The organism is Fodinicola feengrottensis, assembly GCF_039530045.1.
Classification (GTDB): Bacteria; Actinomycetota; Actinomycetes; order Mycobacteriales; family HKI-0501; genus Fodinicola; species Fodinicola feengrottensis.
Map to the genome: position 1 here is coordinate 23,134 of NZ_BAAANY010000001.1, position 15,598 is coordinate 38,731.

Below are 15,598 nucleotides of genomic sequence, written 5' to 3' on the forward strand. Positions count from 1 at the left end.
TCCGTGACCTTACGGACCAGCGTTCGCACGCCATATTTGTACGAGACTGTGGTCAAACACGTGAGAGCCGCACCACTGCGGAACGAGTTTTCCTATCGCAGCTATCAATGGTTGGTTGACCTCGACGAGCTGCCACGAGTGCCGGCGCTGGCTGAATTCCGGCCCGCCGATCATCTTGGCGATCCGGCTCGTACGATCCGGCAAAACGTCGAGAGCTTCCTGTCCGGTTGGGGGATCAACCTCGACGGCGGCCGGATCGTCATGCTGGCCAACGCGCGTACTTTTGGCTATGTCTTCAATCCCCTCAGCGTCTACTGGTGTTTCCGGCCGGACGGTGACCTGGAATGCGTGATCGCCGAAGTGCACAACACCTACGGCGAACGACACTGCTATCTGTTGCACACCGACGAACGTGGTCGCGCGGAAGTCGAAAAAGTCTTCTACGTCTCGCCTTTCAACCCGGTCGACGGAGACTATCGGATGAGCCTTCCGGTTCCCGGCGACCAGTTGCGCCTGACCGTCACCCTGCATCGCGACGGTATGCCACCGTTCGTGGCCAGCGTCCGTGGACACGGACGTCCAGCCAGCAGGAAGACATTACTGGGCCTCGCCGTACGGGTGCCCTGGGTCACCGCGACGGTGGCCGTTCAGATCCGCCTTCAAGGATTTCGACTTTGGTTGCGCCGGCTGCCGATCGTGCCGAGACCGACCCACGACCCGCAGGAGGACGTGCAGTGAGCGATCTACTGAACCGAAACTCCCATCGGCCGGCGCCGCTGGTCAACCCACAGCGTTGGCCGGACATCGCCAACGTGCCGGCGGCCAGTATAAAAGCAACCATCGCGAGAGTGCTTTTCCGGCGGGTGGCACGCAAACTCCCGCTCCGGGTGGAATTCCCGGGCGGTGAAGTGCTCGGTCGCGGTGGCCCGGTGATGCGCATTCTGCGGCCGGCGGCATTCTACCGGCGGATCGGTGCCGGCGGGCTGATTGGCTTCGGCGAGGCATACATGGCCGGCGATTGGGCGGCCCATGACCTGCCCGGCGTCCTCACGATTTTCGCCTCCCAGGTCTCAAAGCTGGTGCCACCGGCGCTGCAGCGACTGCGTGCCGCCGCGGTACGCCGGCAGCCGCGCACCGAGCGCGGCACCCCGGAAAACGCGCGGACCAACATCTCACGGCATTACGATCTGTCCAACGACTTGTTCTCGACTTTCCTTGACGAGACCATGACTTACTCGTCAGCGGACTTCGACTCCGTGGGCGGCCAGCCGATCGCCAGCTGGGACCTGCTGGCAATGGCCCAGCGCCGCAAGATCGACCGACTGCTGGACGGCGCCGGGGTGACCGCCGGCACTCGGGTGCTCGAGGTCGGTACGGGCTGGGGAGAACTCGCCATCCGGGCCGCGGCTCGCGGCGCGTACGTACACTCCATCACCCTGTCCGAGGAACAGCGCGAGCTGGCGCTGCGACGAGTCGCCGCCGCCGGCCTGTCCGACCGGGTCACCATCGAGCTGCGTGATTACCGGGAGGTGACTGGAAAGTACGACGCGGTGGTCTCGGTCGAGATGATCGAGGCGGTCGGTTACGCGTACTGGTCAGAATACTTCGCGGTGCTGAACCGAGTGCTCCATCCCGGCGGCAGCATCGGCTTGCAGGCGATCACCATGCCGCACGACCGGATGTTGGCTACCCGCAACACGTACACGTGGATCCACAAGTACATCTTTCCTGGCGGCCTGCTGCCGTCCGTAAGATCGGTCGGCGAAAGCGCTCGTGAGCATGGCCTGCGGATCACCGACGACCACGCTTTTGGCCCGCATTACGCGGAAACGTTGCGGCTGTGGCGAGAGCGGTTCGATGCCCGCGGCGACGAGGTTCGAGAACTCGGTTTCGACGAGATGTTCGGTACGATGTGGCGGCTTTACCTGGCCTATTCCGAGGCGGGCTTTCGGTCCGGCTATCTCGACGTGCACCAGTTCGTGATCGTCAAGGATCCTTCTGTCGGGAACGAGGCGGTATGACTTCGACCGAGCTCAAAACCACCGGCGCCGCACCCAAACTCGCGGCCCTGCTGGAACCTTTCGTCGGCGGTGAATTGCCCGTACGACTGCGGGCCTGGGACGGCAGCGAGGCCGGTGACCCGGCCGGCCCGGTTGTCGTGCTGAATTCCCCCAACGTCCTGCGGCGACTGCTGTGGAATCCGGGTGAGCTCGGGTTGGCGCAGGCGTACGTGACCGGTGAGCTCGATGTCGAGTCAGATCTCGCCGAGTCGCTGTCGTACGCGTGGAACGTGGTTCGCAGTCGCCATCTCTCCGCCGTGCGACCGACGCCAGGTCTGCTGCTCAAAGCCGCCATAACTGCGCTGCGGCTCGGCGCTTTCGGTCCGAAACTGCCGGTTCCCCGCTCGCAGGCACGACTTTCCGGACGGCTGCACAGCAAACGCCGGGATGTCGACGCTATTTCGCATCACTATGATCTTTCCAACGACTTCTATGCACTGGTCCTCGATCCGCAAATGGCGTATTCGTCCGCGTACTGGACAACTGAGGATCCCGCGTACATGCTGGAAGACGCGCAACGCGACAAGCTCGACCTGGTGTGTCGAAAACTCGGACTGGAACCCGGCATGCGGTTTCTGGATGTTGGTTGCGGGTGGGGATCGCTATCTCTGCATGCCGCCCAACATTTCGGTGTCCAGGTCGTCGGCGTGACACTTTCCGCTGAGCAGAAGACCTTTGTCCAACAGCGCGTGCGCGAGCGTGGCCTCCAGGACTCGGTCGAGATCCGGCTGCAGGACTATCGCGAGATCAGCGATGGCCCGTTCGACGCGATCTCGTCGATCGAAATGGGCGAGCACGTCGGCGCCGGCAATTACCCGACCTTCGCCGCTGGCCTGCATCGGCTCGTACGCGAGCAGGGCCGGGTGCTGATCCAGCAGATGTCCCGGCGCGGCCTGCCCGGCGGCGGGCCGTTCATCGAGTCGTACATCGCGCCGGACATGCATATGCGCCCGGTCGGCGAAACCGTGGCGCTGCTGGAAGACGCCGGGCTCGAAGTGCGAGACGTGGAGGCGATGCGCGAGCATTATGTACGTACGGTCGACGTTTGGTACGAGACCTTCGAACGGCGGTGGGACGAGGTGGTCGCAATGGTCGGCGAGGAAGTCGCCCGGGTGTGGCGGCTCTACCTGGTGGGCGGCGCGCTGTCCTTCCGCGACGGCCGGATGGGCGTCGACCAGATCCTGTCCGTCCGTCGTACGCCGGCCGGCGAGAGTGGCCTGCCGGCAACCCGCGCCGGTTGGCTTGCCACCCGCGCCACTTGGCTGGCGCGCAAGGAAGGGTGACTTGTTTTGTCTTTCGCCCTCGGTTCATTCCTGCACACCCTGCCGCTGACCGCGCTGGCCGTCGTCGTGCTGCTCGCGATCACTTTCGCCGCTGCGCTGATCTATCACAAACACGCGGTCATCGATGTGGCCTGGGGACTGGGTTTCGCGCTCATCGCGATCGTCACCCTGGTCGCGTCCGCGGGCCATGGCGACCCCGCTCGGCGCTGGCTGATCACCGCTTTGACGGTGCTCTGGGGCGTCCGACTGGCCGTCCACATTGGATGGCGCGGGCGCAGGCACGGCGAGGATCCCCGCTACGACAAGCTTTTGTCGCGGGCGAAAGGCAACCGCGACGCGTACGCATTGCGCAGCGTCTATCTGGTGCAAGGCGTCGCCATGTGGTTCGTGTCGCTGCCCGTCCAAGTGACGCAGTTTTCGGCCGGTGGGCTGGGCATCGTCGCCTGGGTGGGAGCCGCGATCTGGCTGGTCGGCTTCTTCTTCGAGGCTGTTGGCGACCTGCAGTTGGTGCGGTTCAAAGCGCGTCCCGCCAACAAAGGCGTGGTCATGACCGAGGGGCTCTGGCGCTACACCCGGCATCCCAACTATTTCGGTGATGCGTGCGTGTGGTGGGGCCTTTTCCTCATCGCCGCGGATGCGTGGCCGGGCGCGCTAACCGTGTTGTCGCCGCTGATCATGACGTATTTCCTGGCGCGTGGCACCGGCAAGCGCGTCCTGGAAAAGCATATGCGCGACCGGCCGGGATTCGCCGATTATGTCGAGCGTACGAGCGGATTCTTCCCTCTTCCGCCAAGGAAGACGACATGACCCGTGAGCCGGTCTACACGACCGCGATCACCGTCGGTCGCGCGCTTTTCCAGTCGCTGAACCTGCGCCGGCGAGTACGAGGCATCCAGAACCTACCTCGTACTGGTGGCGCGGTGCTGGCGATCACTCATTTCAGCTACGTCGACTTCGCTCTCACCGAATGGGCGATGCATCGCTCGACCGGTCGCAAGATCCGATACCTGGCCACTGCGAAATCCTTTGACCATCCGATCGCCGGTCCGCTGATGCGGGCCATGAAACACATTCCGGTCGATCGCGACGACGGCATGCCGGCTTACCGGCGTTCGCTGGAGGTGCTGAAAGAAGGCGAGCTGCTCGGCGTTTTCCCCGAAGCCCAGGTGAATGTGAGCTGGACGGTCGGCGAGATCAAGGCCGGTGCGGTCCGGATGGCGGCCGCCGCCGGCGTGCCGCTGATCCCGGTCGTGCTCTGGGGCAGCCACCGAGTGCTCACCCGTGACCACCCCTTCCAGCTCCGCAAGGCCTGGGGGTCGCCCGTGCTCATCAGCTTCGGTGAGCCGATGCGCCCACGGCGGCGGGAAGCCGAAAAGGCCGCCGTCGAGTTGCACGACCGACTGGCGGCCATGCTCGACGAGGCGCAGCGCGACTATCCACTGCGGCCCGCGCCGGGCACCGATCCCTGGTGGCTGCCGGCCCATCTCGGCGGCACCGCGCCGCGACCCGTACTGTCGACCGCGTCTGGCGAGACCGCCGGACGTGCCAGCTGAGAATGAAAGTGGTGCTCCGATGGTGAAGCCCGGCGATCCGGCTCCCGACTTCGAACTGTCCGATCAGGACGGCAAGACCCGGCATCTGAAGGCCATGCTGGAAGACGGTCCGGTGGTGCTTTTCTTCTATCCGGCCGCGATGACCTCTGGCTGCACGACGGAAAGCTGTCATTTCCGGGACCTGAAGGCGGAATTCGAGAAGCTGGGCGCGCAGCGCGTCGGCATCAGCGTTGACACGGTCGAAAAACAGAAGCAGTTCTCCGACAAGCACAGCTTCGACTACCCGCTGGTGTCCGATGTGAACGGCGAAGTCGCCACCGCCTACGGCGTCAAACGCAAAATCCTCGCCATGCTGACCCCGGTCAAGCGCTCAACATTTGTCATTGGCAAAGACGGCATCATCAAGGACGTGATCTCCAGCGAGCTGAAATTCGACCTCCACGCCGACAAGGCCCTCGAGTCGCTGTCGCACTAAAGTCCTCAACGCCCCGTTGCTTGCGCCGGGACGCAAGTAACGGGGCGTTTGTGGAAAAACTAGGATTTGGCGAGGTCAGCCAGGTAGGTGGCGGCTTTGTCCGGGTCCATGAACCACTCGAAGAAGTCCTGTGGGTCGTCGAAATCGTTGGCGAAGCGGTGCGCGATCCGCGGTTCCTCGCCGGCCGCGCCGAGCAGCTGCAGAACGTGGTCCGGTGGCGGGCCGAGTAACGCGTTCGTCCAGATCGTCGGGAACTGCGCCTCATCCCAGAAGGTCTCGAAGGCGGCCCGCATGAACTCCTCGTCGTACGGCCGATCGCCATGCTCCACAATGGACTTCAGGTAGGAAGCCGCACATTTGCTGGCATTGTTGGAACCCTGACCCGTGATCGGGTCGTTCAGCACCACCACGTCCGCCAACCCGAGCACCTTCCCACCGCCCGGCAGCGTCACCACCGGTTTGCGTACGGTCGGGGGAAAACGTCCGGTCAGCACGCCACCATCGTCGGTCAAGGAGATGTTCGCGCACCGCTCGTACTCCCACGGCACGAAGTCCCGCAGGATCGACAGCGACACTTCCAGGTGCTTGGCCGGATCGGTGGCATCGGCCCAGCGATCCATCGGCCCGCCCGGAATGGCCTCAAAAACCATGATGTCGCAGGGTCCGGTGGTGGCCAGTGCTGGGAAAATAAAATACTCCCCCAGCCCCGGCACCAGGTTGAAGCTCACCGCCGAGAACTCGGGTCGCGGTGCCAAGCCCTTGACGTAGGTCAAGGCGAGCGAGCGCTGCGGCGCGTCATAGGTGCTGCGTTCGGCGTCACGCTCGAAAAGCCGGACAATATCGCCCTTCCCGGCGGCCACGATGACCAGATCGGACTCGTTCGCGTACGTCTGCAAATCGGCGGCGGTCGCCGTGTGGATCACCAGATCGCCACCGCGCTTGGAAAACTCGGCCATCCAGGCCGGGAATTTCAACCGCTGGTCAACCGACTGGGCGACCTTGTCCAACTTGCCGGCCCAGTCGATCGCCTTGCCGCCCGCCTGCGGGCTGTCCGGCGGCGCCGGCACGGCGAAGGCGATGCTTTCGATCGGCGGGCATTCTTCTTCCCAGAAGTTCAGCCCGAGGTCGCGTTCGTGTTGCAGCGCGGTGTCGAACATGGCCTGGCTGGAGGCCACCTTGCCGGTCGCGATCTCCTCCGACGTCCGGTCCGAGACAACCGTCACCTCGAAACCGTTACCCAGCAGGCCGATGGCCAACTGCAACCCGGACTGGCCGGCGCCAACAATAGTCACTTTGGGCATGAGGTCGCTCCCCTGACGTCGGATTCGAAAAGATCTTATTCGCTCAGCAACGGAATGGCGGAAATGGCCTGTTCTGGCCCCATCGCGGAATACCCGCCATCGGCGGCCCACACCGCGCCGGTCACCACACTGGCCGCATCCGAGCAGAGGAACGCGACCACCTCGGCGACCTCTTCGGGATCACCCACCCGGCGTAGCAGATGGAAAGGCGCGGCGACTCTGTCCGTCTTCGCCCGGTCGGACCCGCTGAGCTGGTCCATCACCGCCGACCACGTCCAACCCGGCGACACCGCGTTCACCCTGATCCGGTCCGCTGCCAAGTCCATCGCCATATTGCGGGTGAGCTGCACAATCGCGGCCTTGCTGACCGGATAGAGCCACCGGCCGGTCTGCGCCACATTCGCCGAGATGGACGCGAAGTTCACCACCGCACCACGGCCGCTGGCCTTCAGCTGCTCGTATGCGGCGCGTACGAGCAAAGCCGCGCTGACCACGTTCACGTTTAGCGCTTCAAGCCACTGGTCCCGATTCGACTCGAAGCCGTCGTCCGCATAGGTGCAGGCGAGGTTGACAATCGTGTCCACGTGTCCGTACGCGTGCACCGCGGTGTCCACACAGGACGCAAGGGCAGCATCGTCGGTGATGTCCGTGCGTACGCTCAAAACCCCGTCGCCGCAGCTCGCGGCCACCCGGTCGGCGCCTGCTGAGTCGATGTCCGCGATCACCACCTTCGCCCCGGCGGCATGCATGACCCGCACCACCGCGGCCCCAATAATCGTGGCCCCACCAGTGACAACGGCCACCCGCCCAGCCAACTCGGCCACCGCAACCTCCCCAGAGACGACACTGGACAGCCTTGCGCAGCCCGGGTGATCGGTCAACGGAGACTGCCGCGAGAAACTCAGCGAAGGCGGTAACGTTGGAGCTTGCCGGTGGCGGTGCGGGGCAGTTCGGTGCGGAACTCGATGATGCGCGGATACTTGTAGGGCGCGATCTCGCTCTTGACGAAGTCCTGCAAAGCCTTGACGTCCGGTAAAACACCGTTCGTGGGTACGACGACGGCCTTGACAACCGTGCCGCGTAAGTCGTCAGGCGCGCCGACGACCGCGCATTCGGCAACGTCGGGGTGTCTGAGCAGGGCTTCTTCGACTTCCGGGCCGGCGATGTTGTAACCGGCCGAAACGATCATGTCGTCGCTGCGGGCCTGGAACCAGAACCAGCCGTCCGTGTCGCGGATGTACGTGTCTCCGGTGATATTCCAGCCGTTCCGGACATAGTCGTGCTGCCGGTCGTCAGCGAGGTAGCGGCAGCCCGTCGGGCCGCGGACGGCCAACTGACCGGGCGTCCCGTCCGGCACCGGGTCGCCGGCCGGGCCGACGACGATCGCCTGGTAGCCCGGCACTGGACGGCCGGTCGAGCCGGCCTTGTCGTCGGTTTCGGTGCGGGACAGGAAAATGTGCAGCATCTCGGTCGCACCGATGCCGTCCAGGATCCGGATGCCGGTCTTTTCCCGGAAATCCGACCAGATCGCCGCCGACAGGTGTTCGCCGGCGGACACACAGCGCCGCAGCGACGAGATTCTTCCGAGATTGCGCTCCGAGAGCATCGCCCGGTATGCGATGGGGGCGGTGAAGACGACCGTCACGGCATGCTCTTCAATAGCGTCGACCAGCAGCTCAGGCGCCGCTTTTTCCAGCAACAAAGTCGCCGCGCCGGCCCGCAGCGGGAAAATCACCAGTGCGCCCAACCCAAAAGTGAACGCCAGCGGCGGAGTTCCGACCACCAGGTCGGTCGGACGCAGCTGCAGAACATGCCGTCCGTACGTGTCGGCGATAGCCAGCACGTCCCGGTGGAAATGCATGGTGGCCTTGGGCCGTCCGGTGGTGCCGGACGTGAAAGCCAGCATCGCCACGTCATCTGCTGCCGTCCGCACCGGAGTGAAATCCGCCCGTACGGTGGAAATCTGTAAATCGTCGTACGTCAAGATGCGCAATCCCGGAATGTCGGCCAAAACCAGGTCATCGAGAAAGCGCGGGTCGCACAGCGCCACCGTTGGCTGGGAAATCTCGCCGATGGTGGCCAGCTCGCCGGGCCGCAGTAGTGGCATCGTGGTGACCACGACTCCACCGGCCAGCAAACCGCCGAGCCAACTGACCACCAGCCACGGATTATTGGGGCCACGCAACAACACTCGGTTCCCCGGCACGAGCCCCTGATCGTCGGTGAGCGCCGCCGCGACCCGACGGGCCCGATCCGCCACCTGGGCGTACGTCCACACCTCGCCGTCGCCGAGCAGGCAACGCCGGTCGCTGTCGCCGTCCACCAGCTCCGCGGCGCAGTTCAGCTCGGCCGGATAGGCCAGCTCCGGCAGCGTGAAGTCGAACTCCGGCCAGCTGTCCGGCGCGGGCAGGTGGTCCCGGCAGAACGTGTCGAGATGCGCGGAGGGTGAAAGCCGCATGGAACGCACCGCCTTCCAGCTCTGCCCCCAGTATGCTTGACTCGTGACGACAGTCAAGAGAACAGCATGTTCGGTGCTGGGCCACTGAGACGGTTATCGTGGCCTTTGTGACAGCAGCCCCGCCGGCCGTGATCGAACGGCTCGCCCAGCCACGGCACCTGATCGTGACGCTCTACGGCCTGCGCGGGCTGGACGGGCGGCAGGCCGGCCGGTGGTTCTCGGTGGCCGCGCTGGTCCGGCTGCTGGCCGACCTCGGCATCGACGAGGCGGCCGTGCGGTCCTCCGTCTCGCGGCTGAAGCGGCGCGGCATGCTGATCGCCGAGAAGGTCGGCGGCGCCGCCGGCTATGCCCTTTCCGAACCGGCCGAGCACCTGCTGGACGAGGGCGACCAGCGGATTTTCGCGCTGCCCCGGCCATCCGTGCGGGACGGCTGGATCCTCGCGGTGTTCTCGGTGCCGGAGTCCGAGCGGGATCGCCGGCACACGTTGCGTACGCAGCTCAGCCGGCTTGGCTTCGGCACCGTCTCGCCAGGAGTGTGGATCGCGCCGGCGCACCTTCGGACCAGCGCGACCGATCTGGTGGCCCGGCTGGAGCTGACGCCGTATGTTGAGTTTTTCAGCGCGGACTACCTAAACGACGCCGATCTGACGTCAAAGATCGGTCAGTGGTGGGACATGGAGCGACTGCACGACTCGTACGCCGACTTCCTTGCCGGCAGCCAGCCGGTGTGGCGGCGGTGGGCGCGCCGGCGGACGGCCACCGATCAGGAGGCTTTCGCTGACTACGTCCCGATTCTGACGCAGTGGCGCCGGTTGCCGTATCTGGATCCCGGACTGCCGGCGCAGGTGCTGCCGGCCGACTGGAATGGCGCCAAAGCCGCCGAACTTTTCGGGACCATCCGCGAGCGGCTAGAAAAGCCGGCCCGCCGGCATCTGGAAACCACCGTCTCACTCCAGGGAGAACCATGGTCAGCCAGACCGACGCGATCGTGATCGGCGCCGGGATCAACGGGATGGTCGCCGCGGCCGAGTTGGCCAAGGCGGGCTGGAAAGTGACCCTGGTCGACGGCAACGACCGGATAGGCGGCTTCATCGACTCCGGTGAGCTGACCGTTCCGGGCTACCAGCACGACACTTTCTCCTCGTGGCACACGCTTTTCCTTGGCAGCGGCGCGTACGCCGCGCTCGGCCCGGATTTGCACCGGCACGGCTTGAAATACTGCGATTCCGACACCGAAGTCGGCGCGAGCGTGGCCGCCGATGGCCGGGTGAGCCTGTGTTTTCGTGATCCGGTGCGGACGGCCGAAGGTTTCGCCGACCCGGCCGATGGTGCCGCCTATTTGGTCGCTCTCGGCGAAATGGAGAAACATCTGCCGGTGATTGGCGCGATGCTGGCCGGCGAGCCGCGTTCAGTCGGCAATTTGAAGACTTTCACCGTCGGGTGGCGAAAATCTGGACGTGACGACCTGGAGGACTTGCTCCGCTCGACGCTGATGAGCGGCCGGGCCTGGGCCCGCAGCCGTTTCGCCGGGCCAGAAGTCGATCACCTTTTTGCGCCCTGGTTACTGCACGCCGGCCTGACCCCGGACCACGCCCAGGGTGGACTGATGATGCCGCTGCTCGCCGCCAGCATCCATGGCGCCGGCCTGTCCGTGGTGCAGGGCGGTGCGAAGAACTTTCTGGCCGCATTCCAGGCGTTGTTCGACGAGCTCGGCGTGCGAGTAATGCTCGGCGAGCGGGTCGAGGAAATCGTGGTGGCGGCCGGAAAAGCGATTGGCGTTCGGACGACCGAGAGCCGGATCTCGGCTACCAGGGCCGTTCTCGCGTCGGTGACCCCGGACGTGCTTTACGGATCCCTGTTGCCGGCGGACAAAACCAAGGTCGCCGAGTTGGAACCGGTACGCCAGGAGGCGGCTCGGTTCCGCTTCGGGCGGGGCGCGATGCAGATCCACGTGGCACTTTCGGCGCCGCCGCGCTGGCGGGACTCGCGACTCGCGCCGGTGCCGATGGTGCACATCACCGACGGCTCTTCCAGCACGGCCATCGCGTGTGCCCAGGCCGAAGCCGGACTGCTGCCGTCGGCGCCGACCGTGGTGGTCGGCCGGCAGGACGTACTGGATCCCACTCGCGTACCAAAAGGCGCGGCAGCACTGTGGATCCAGCTTCAAGAGGTGCCGTACGCGCCGACTGGTGACTCGGCCGGGGAACTGGACACTTCGCGGGGCTGGACCGAGGAACTCGCCGCCGGTTACGCCAACCGGGTCCTCGACCGGATCGCCGACCACGCGCCCGGTCTCGCGGATCTGGTGCTGGACACCAAAATCATCACCCCAGTCGACCTGGAGAGGGCAAATCCGAACGCGCGCTTCGGCGACCCGTACGGTGGCGCCTGCGACCTCGACCAGTCACTGTTCTGGCGACCACTGCCGTCCACCCGCTCCCACCGCACTCCGGTGGAGGGCCTGTGGCACATCGGTTCGTCAACCCACCCGGGTGCCGGCCTGGGCGCCGGCTCCGGCCATCTGGTCGCCCAGCAGCTCACCACCCCGCCACCGTTGCAGCAGATCAGGGACCGGATCGACAGGATTCGTATAGCGCGTTAGTGACGGCAATAACAGAGGCGTGATACGTTCGGCGAATGCGTGTCGCGGTCGTCACCGGCGGGTCGGGCGGGATCGGGCGGGCGGTTTGCCTGCGTCTGGCCCAGGCCGGCTTCACCGTGGCCGCGGTCGGCCGATCCGCCGAGCGCCTCACCGCCTTGGAGAAGGAGCTGCCGGTCCAGGGATATCGGTGTGACGTCACCGATCCAGACCAGGTGGCCGCGCTGGCCGGCGAGTTGACATCGGTGGCGGTCGTGGTGAACAACGCCGGCATGGCGTCCACCGCACGCTTCGAGCAGACCACTGTGGACAGTTGGGACGAGCAGATACGGGTCAACGCCACCAGCGCTTTCCTGGTTTCGCAGGCATTTCTGCCGCAGTTGCGGGCGGCTGGCTGGGGCCGGTTCATCGCGGTCGCCTCCACCGCTTCGCACATCGGGGCCCGCTACACCGCCGCCTACACGGCTTCCAAGCACGCGATGCTCGGTGTCGTACGCGCCTTGGCCGCCGAGATCGCCGGCACCGGCATCACCAGCAACGCGGTTTGCCCGACCTTCGTGCGTACGCCGCTGACCGATCGAGCGATCGAGCTGATTGGCGAGCGAACCGGCCGGGATGCGGCCGCCGCCGAGGCCGATCTCGCCGCCGCCGCACCGCTGGGTCGACTGTTGGAACCCGCCGAAGTGGCCGCTGCGGTAGCGTTTTTCGCGAGCGAGGACGCCGGCTGCATCAATGGACAGTCGCTGGTCCTGGACGGAGGAGGCCTGCAACGATGAGCCCGTTTCGCGGCTCGGTGGGTTTCACCGAGGAGTGGAAGCATTTCCGCCTCGAACGCGCCGACAATATCGCCACCCTGACCTTCAACCGCCCGGACAAGCTGAATGCCCTTACCTTCCAGGCATATGCGGACCTCCGCGACCTGCTTGCCGAGCTGCCGCACCGAAACGACACCCGGGTGCTCGTTCTTCATGGCGAGGGCAGGGGTTTCTGCTCCGGCGGTGATGTGAACGAGATCATCGGTCTGACGTTGCGCATGGGCACCGATCAGCTGTTGGCTTTCACCAGGATGACCGGCGAGGTCGTTCGGGCAATGCGTGAATGTCCGGTCCCGATCGTGGCTGCCCTGCATGGCATGACGGCCGGCGCGGGTGCCGTGCTGGCGCTCGCGGCGGATTTCCGGATCGCGACCCCGTCCGCGAAGTTCGCTTTTCTTTTCACCAAAGTCGGCCTGTCTGGCGCCGACATGGGCGCAGCTTACCTGCTGCCCCGGATGATCGGTGTCGGCCGAGCCACTGAGCTGCTGATGCTCGGCGACACCCTCGACGCCGAGACGGCCGAGCGCTACGGGCTGGTCAGCCAACTCGTACCAGAAGAGGCGTTGTCCGAGCGGGTCACCATGTTGGCCCGACGCCTCGCCGACGGGCCTTTCCAGGCGTACGCGTCGACCAAAGCCGTCATCTCCCGTGAACTGGACATGGGCTTGTCGGCCTCGCTCGAACTGGACGCCACCACTCAGGCACTGCTGATGCACGGCGAGGACTATCGCGAGTTCCATGCGGCTTTCACCGGCAAACGGCCACCGAAATGGCAGGGTCGCTGATGCCGCACGAGCTGGTCAATCCGCCGGAGTTGGGCCCGACGGTCGGGTTTTCGCACGCCACCGTCGCGGCCGCTGGGCGCACGGTCTATCTCGGCGGCCAGACCGCCCAGGATTCGACCGGAAAAATCGTCGGCGACGACATCGTGTCCCAGTTCGACCGGGCACTGTCCAATGTGGTCATCGCACTAAAAGCCGCTGGCGGCGAGCCCGGAGACATTGTCTCGATGGTCATTTATACGACCGACATGAGCGCGTACAGAGGCGCTTTGAAAGACCTTGGCCGGGCGTACCAGTCCCATCTGGGACGGCACTACCCGGCCATGGCCCTGCTTGGTGTTTCAGAACTCTTCGATCCTCAGGCGCTGGTCGAAATCATCGCCACCGCGGTCATCGCACCGTAGTTACTCGGCGAACAAGGTGGCATCGGGACCGAGGGGCAGCTGGTTCCCGTTCGCGTCCAAAGCCGCGATCGTCGCGTTCGTCGGCTTTTCCAGGCTGTTGTAGAACTTCACCCGGTCGACCTTTTCCGGGATCTTGAACCAGACGAACGAGAACGTCGGGTCCTGACTCCACTTCTGCACGTACGTGTCCATGTTCTTACCGAGGTAAGTAAAAACGAACTTCGCGATAGGTCCCTTGTAGTAGCCAAGCAGCAGATGGTCGTACCCGTCACCGGTGAGAGCGTGGAACCCAGGCACCTGGCCGGTCCTGTCGTTCCGGACGGAGCGACCAGTCGCCAGTAGCCGACCGGACGTCTGCCGTACGAACTCGCTGAACTCATCATCAACCTTTTCGGCCATACCCCGTGCCTTCCGCCGCCCGCCCACTCACCTACCAGTACGCAGGCCGCCGCTCAGAGGTTGCTCGTCCCGCGACGCTTTACCCAAGGAGCGGCCCGAGGGCTCGCACGGCAGGCACGTCGGGAGCGACCGCGTCGGTACGGACGAGGTCGGCGATCGGGCCATGACCAGGGACTATCGCCGCCGGGTCGATCTCCAGCCACGGGACCAGCACGAACGCACGCAGGTGGGCGCGCGGGTGCGGCAGGGTGAGCACCGGATCGTCCTGAACCACCGCGAGGTCGTCCTGCCAGACGGCCAGGACGTCGACGTCCAACGTACGAGGGCCGAACCGGCGCTCGGGGTCGCGGACCCGACCGGCCGCCGACTCCAACTGGTGGGCGAGGTCGAGCCAGCCGGAAGCGGTCATCGCCGGGTCCTCGACGAGGGCGACCGCGTTGACGTACGCCGGTTGGTCCGCGTCCCCCCACGGCGGTGTCTCGTACCCACCCGAGGCCCGCATCAGCGCTGGTCCCAGCCCCGCGAGCGCTTCGCGCAAGGTGGCGCACCGGTCGCCGAGGTTCGATCCGAAAGCAAGGACTGCGCGGCTCATGCCATCGATCTTGCCTTGCTCGAAAGGTTAGGGTCGGTTATGACTCCGGAGAATTTCGCCGACCGCGTACGGGCCCGTGAGCAGCTCGTCGGCTATTGGATCGTCACCGACAACCAGCCGGCCGCCGAACGGATCGCCGGCATTGGCTATGACTACGTCGCGGTTGACGGGCAGCACGGGCTGCTCGACTACCGCGCGTGGCTGACGACGATGACCGCGGTCGACGCTCGCGGGTCGTCGGCCGGGATCGTACGAGTGCCGGCCATCGACCCGGCCTGGATCGGCAAAGCGCTGGACACCGGCGCCCGTGGGGTGATCGTGCCGCTGGTCAACACCGCTGACGAGGCCGCGCTGGCCGTACGCGCCTGCCGGTATCCGCCCGACGGCGTACGCAGCTTCGGCCCGTTCCGCTCGTCCCTGCGGATCGGCCCAACGCCGGCCGACGCGAACGCGGCGGTGGTCTGCCTGGCGATGATCGAGACGCCGGACGGGCTGCGCAACGTCGACGACATCTGCGCGACGCCGGGCCTGGACGGCCTCTACGTCGGGCCGGCTGACCTGACCCTCGCCGTCGGCGGCCGCTACCCCGGTGACCAGGCCGTACGTCCCGCCTTCGACGAAGCCGTCGACCGGATTCTGACAGCTGCACACAAGAGTGGGATCGCTTGCGCGATGCACTGCCCGGACGGCGAGACCGCCGCCCGAATGCTGGCGCGCGGCTTCACCATGACCACGATCAGCAACGACCTGGCCCACCTGGAACAAGCCGCCACCGCCCACCTGAAAACCGCCCGCACACCCTGACCGGACCACACCCAACCGAACCACCCCGACGCCGCGGCCGCCAGGCCGCCGGTCTGGACGGTGGACCCGCCGG

The 15,598-nt window shown here is 65.7% G+C and carries 17 protein-coding genes; 12 read left to right on the plus strand and 5 right to left on the minus strand.

The genetic code is table 11. The features are described 5' to 3' along the window. The first annotated feature begins 3 nt into the window (after positions 1-3). From ABD301_RS00090 to ABD301_RS00115, 6 genes are read left to right on the plus strand one after another with little or no spacing between them, the layout of a single operon-like run. A complete protein-coding gene (locus tag ABD301_RS00090; protein ID WP_163569063.1) occupies positions 4-738 on the plus strand; it encodes a DUF1365 family protein in 735 nt (244 codons plus the stop codon). Beyond that, on the plus strand, positions 735-2,021 hold the full coding sequence (locus tag ABD301_RS00095) for a class I SAM-dependent methyltransferase (protein WP_344305990.1): 1,287 nt from the start codon (positions 735-737) through the stop codon (positions 2,019-2,021). Before ABD301_RS00090 ends, ABD301_RS00095 begins: the two co-directional genes overlap by 4 nt. Then, complete coding sequence (locus ABD301_RS00100) at positions 2,018-3,343, plus strand: class I SAM-dependent methyltransferase (RefSeq protein WP_344305992.1); 1,326 nt, start codon at positions 2,018-2,020, stop codon at positions 3,341-3,343. The genes ABD301_RS00095 and ABD301_RS00100 overlap by 4 nt, the downstream gene beginning before the upstream one ends. Positions 3,344-3,349: 6 nt before the next feature. Next, complete coding sequence (locus tag ABD301_RS00105) at positions 3,350-4,150, plus strand: DUF1295 domain-containing protein (protein WP_344305993.1); 801 nt, start codon at positions 3,350-3,352, stop codon at positions 4,148-4,150. Beyond that, on the plus strand, positions 4,147-4,896 hold the full coding sequence (locus ABD301_RS00110) for a lysophospholipid acyltransferase family protein (protein ID WP_344305995.1): 750 nt from the start codon (positions 4,147-4,149) through the stop codon (positions 4,894-4,896). The genes ABD301_RS00105 and ABD301_RS00110 overlap by 4 nt, the downstream gene beginning before the upstream one ends. Before the next feature lie 22 nt (positions 4,897-4,918). Further along, entirely contained in the window at positions 4,919-5,371 is a 453-nt protein-coding gene (locus ABD301_RS00115) for a peroxiredoxin (RefSeq protein ID WP_163569062.1), read from the plus strand. A gap of 59 nt (positions 5,372-5,430) precedes the next feature. On the opposite strand, the gene ABD301_RS00120 is transcribed toward ABD301_RS00115, so the two are convergent. The 3 genes from ABD301_RS00120 to ABD301_RS00130 all read right to left on the minus strand — a co-directional run bounded on the left by ABD301_RS00120 (position 5,431) and on the right by ABD301_RS00130 (position 9,130). Beyond that, positions 5,431-6,672, minus strand: a complete 1,242-nt coding sequence (locus ABD301_RS00120; RefSeq protein WP_344305996.1) for a styrene monooxygenase/indole monooxygenase family protein — start codon at positions 6,670-6,672, stop codon at positions 5,431-5,433. Between the two features lie 35 nt (positions 6,673-6,707). Continuing rightward, on the minus strand, positions 6,708-7,496 hold the full coding sequence (locus ABD301_RS00125) for an SDR family oxidoreductase (RefSeq protein ID WP_344305998.1): 789 nt from the start codon (positions 7,494-7,496) through the stop codon (positions 6,708-6,710). Between the two features lie 77 nt (positions 7,497-7,573). Next, positions 7,574-9,130, minus strand: coding sequence for an AMP-binding protein (locus ABD301_RS00130; protein WP_163569050.1), 1,557 nt, complete (start codon positions 9,128-9,130; stop codon positions 7,574-7,576). 107 nt (positions 9,131-9,237) lie between these two features. On the opposite strand from ABD301_RS00130, the gene ABD301_RS00135 reads away from it, so the two are divergent. Genes ABD301_RS00135 through ABD301_RS00155 form a run of 5 tightly spaced genes read left to right on the plus strand, consistent with a single transcriptional unit; the run spans position 9,238 to position 13,730 of the window. Further along, entirely contained in the window at positions 9,238-10,122 is an 885-nt protein-coding gene (locus ABD301_RS00135) for a PaaX family transcriptional regulator (RefSeq protein WP_344306001.1), read from the plus strand. After that, a complete protein-coding gene (locus ABD301_RS00140) occupies positions 10,095-11,732 on the plus strand; it encodes a phytoene desaturase family protein (protein ID WP_344306003.1) in 1,638 nt (545 codons plus the stop codon). Before ABD301_RS00135 ends, ABD301_RS00140 begins: the two co-directional genes overlap by 28 nt. Before the next feature lie 35 nt (positions 11,733-11,767). Then, the gene (locus ABD301_RS00145; protein WP_344306005.1) at positions 11,768-12,505 is read left to right on the plus strand and encodes an SDR family NAD(P)-dependent oxidoreductase; all 738 of its coding nucleotides are present in this window, start codon (positions 11,768-11,770) and stop codon (positions 12,503-12,505) included. Then, positions 12,502-13,329 (plus strand): enoyl-CoA hydratase family protein, encoded by an 828-nt coding sequence (locus ABD301_RS00150; protein WP_344306007.1) that lies wholly within the window; start codon positions 12,502-12,504, stop codon positions 13,327-13,329. Before ABD301_RS00145 ends, ABD301_RS00150 begins: the two co-directional genes overlap by 4 nt. Then, positions 13,329-13,730: a RidA family protein gene (locus tag ABD301_RS00155; protein WP_279580738.1), complete on the plus strand. Its 402-nt coding sequence runs from the start codon at positions 13,329-13,331 to the stop codon at positions 13,728-13,730. Before ABD301_RS00150 ends, ABD301_RS00155 begins: the two co-directional genes overlap by 1 nt. On the opposite strand, the gene ABD301_RS00160 is transcribed toward ABD301_RS00155, so the two are convergent. Both ABD301_RS00160 and folK read right to left on the minus strand, forming a co-directional pair. Then, positions 13,731-14,129, minus strand: a complete 399-nt coding sequence (locus ABD301_RS00160) for a hypothetical protein (RefSeq protein WP_163569048.1) — start codon at positions 14,127-14,129, stop codon at positions 13,731-13,733. Between the two features lie 79 nt (positions 14,130-14,208). After that, positions 14,209-14,721 (minus strand): 2-amino-4-hydroxy-6-hydroxymethyldihydropteridine diphosphokinase, encoded by a 513-nt coding sequence (folK, locus tag ABD301_RS00165; RefSeq protein WP_344306011.1) that lies wholly within the window; start codon positions 14,719-14,721, stop codon positions 14,209-14,211. A gap of 39 nt (positions 14,722-14,760) precedes the next feature. Between folK and ABD301_RS00170 the strand changes: the two genes are divergently transcribed. Then, a complete protein-coding gene (locus ABD301_RS00170; protein ID WP_163569047.1) occupies positions 14,761-15,525 on the plus strand; it encodes an HpcH/HpaI aldolase family protein in 765 nt (254 codons plus the stop codon). Positions 15,526-15,598 lie beyond the last annotated feature (73 nt).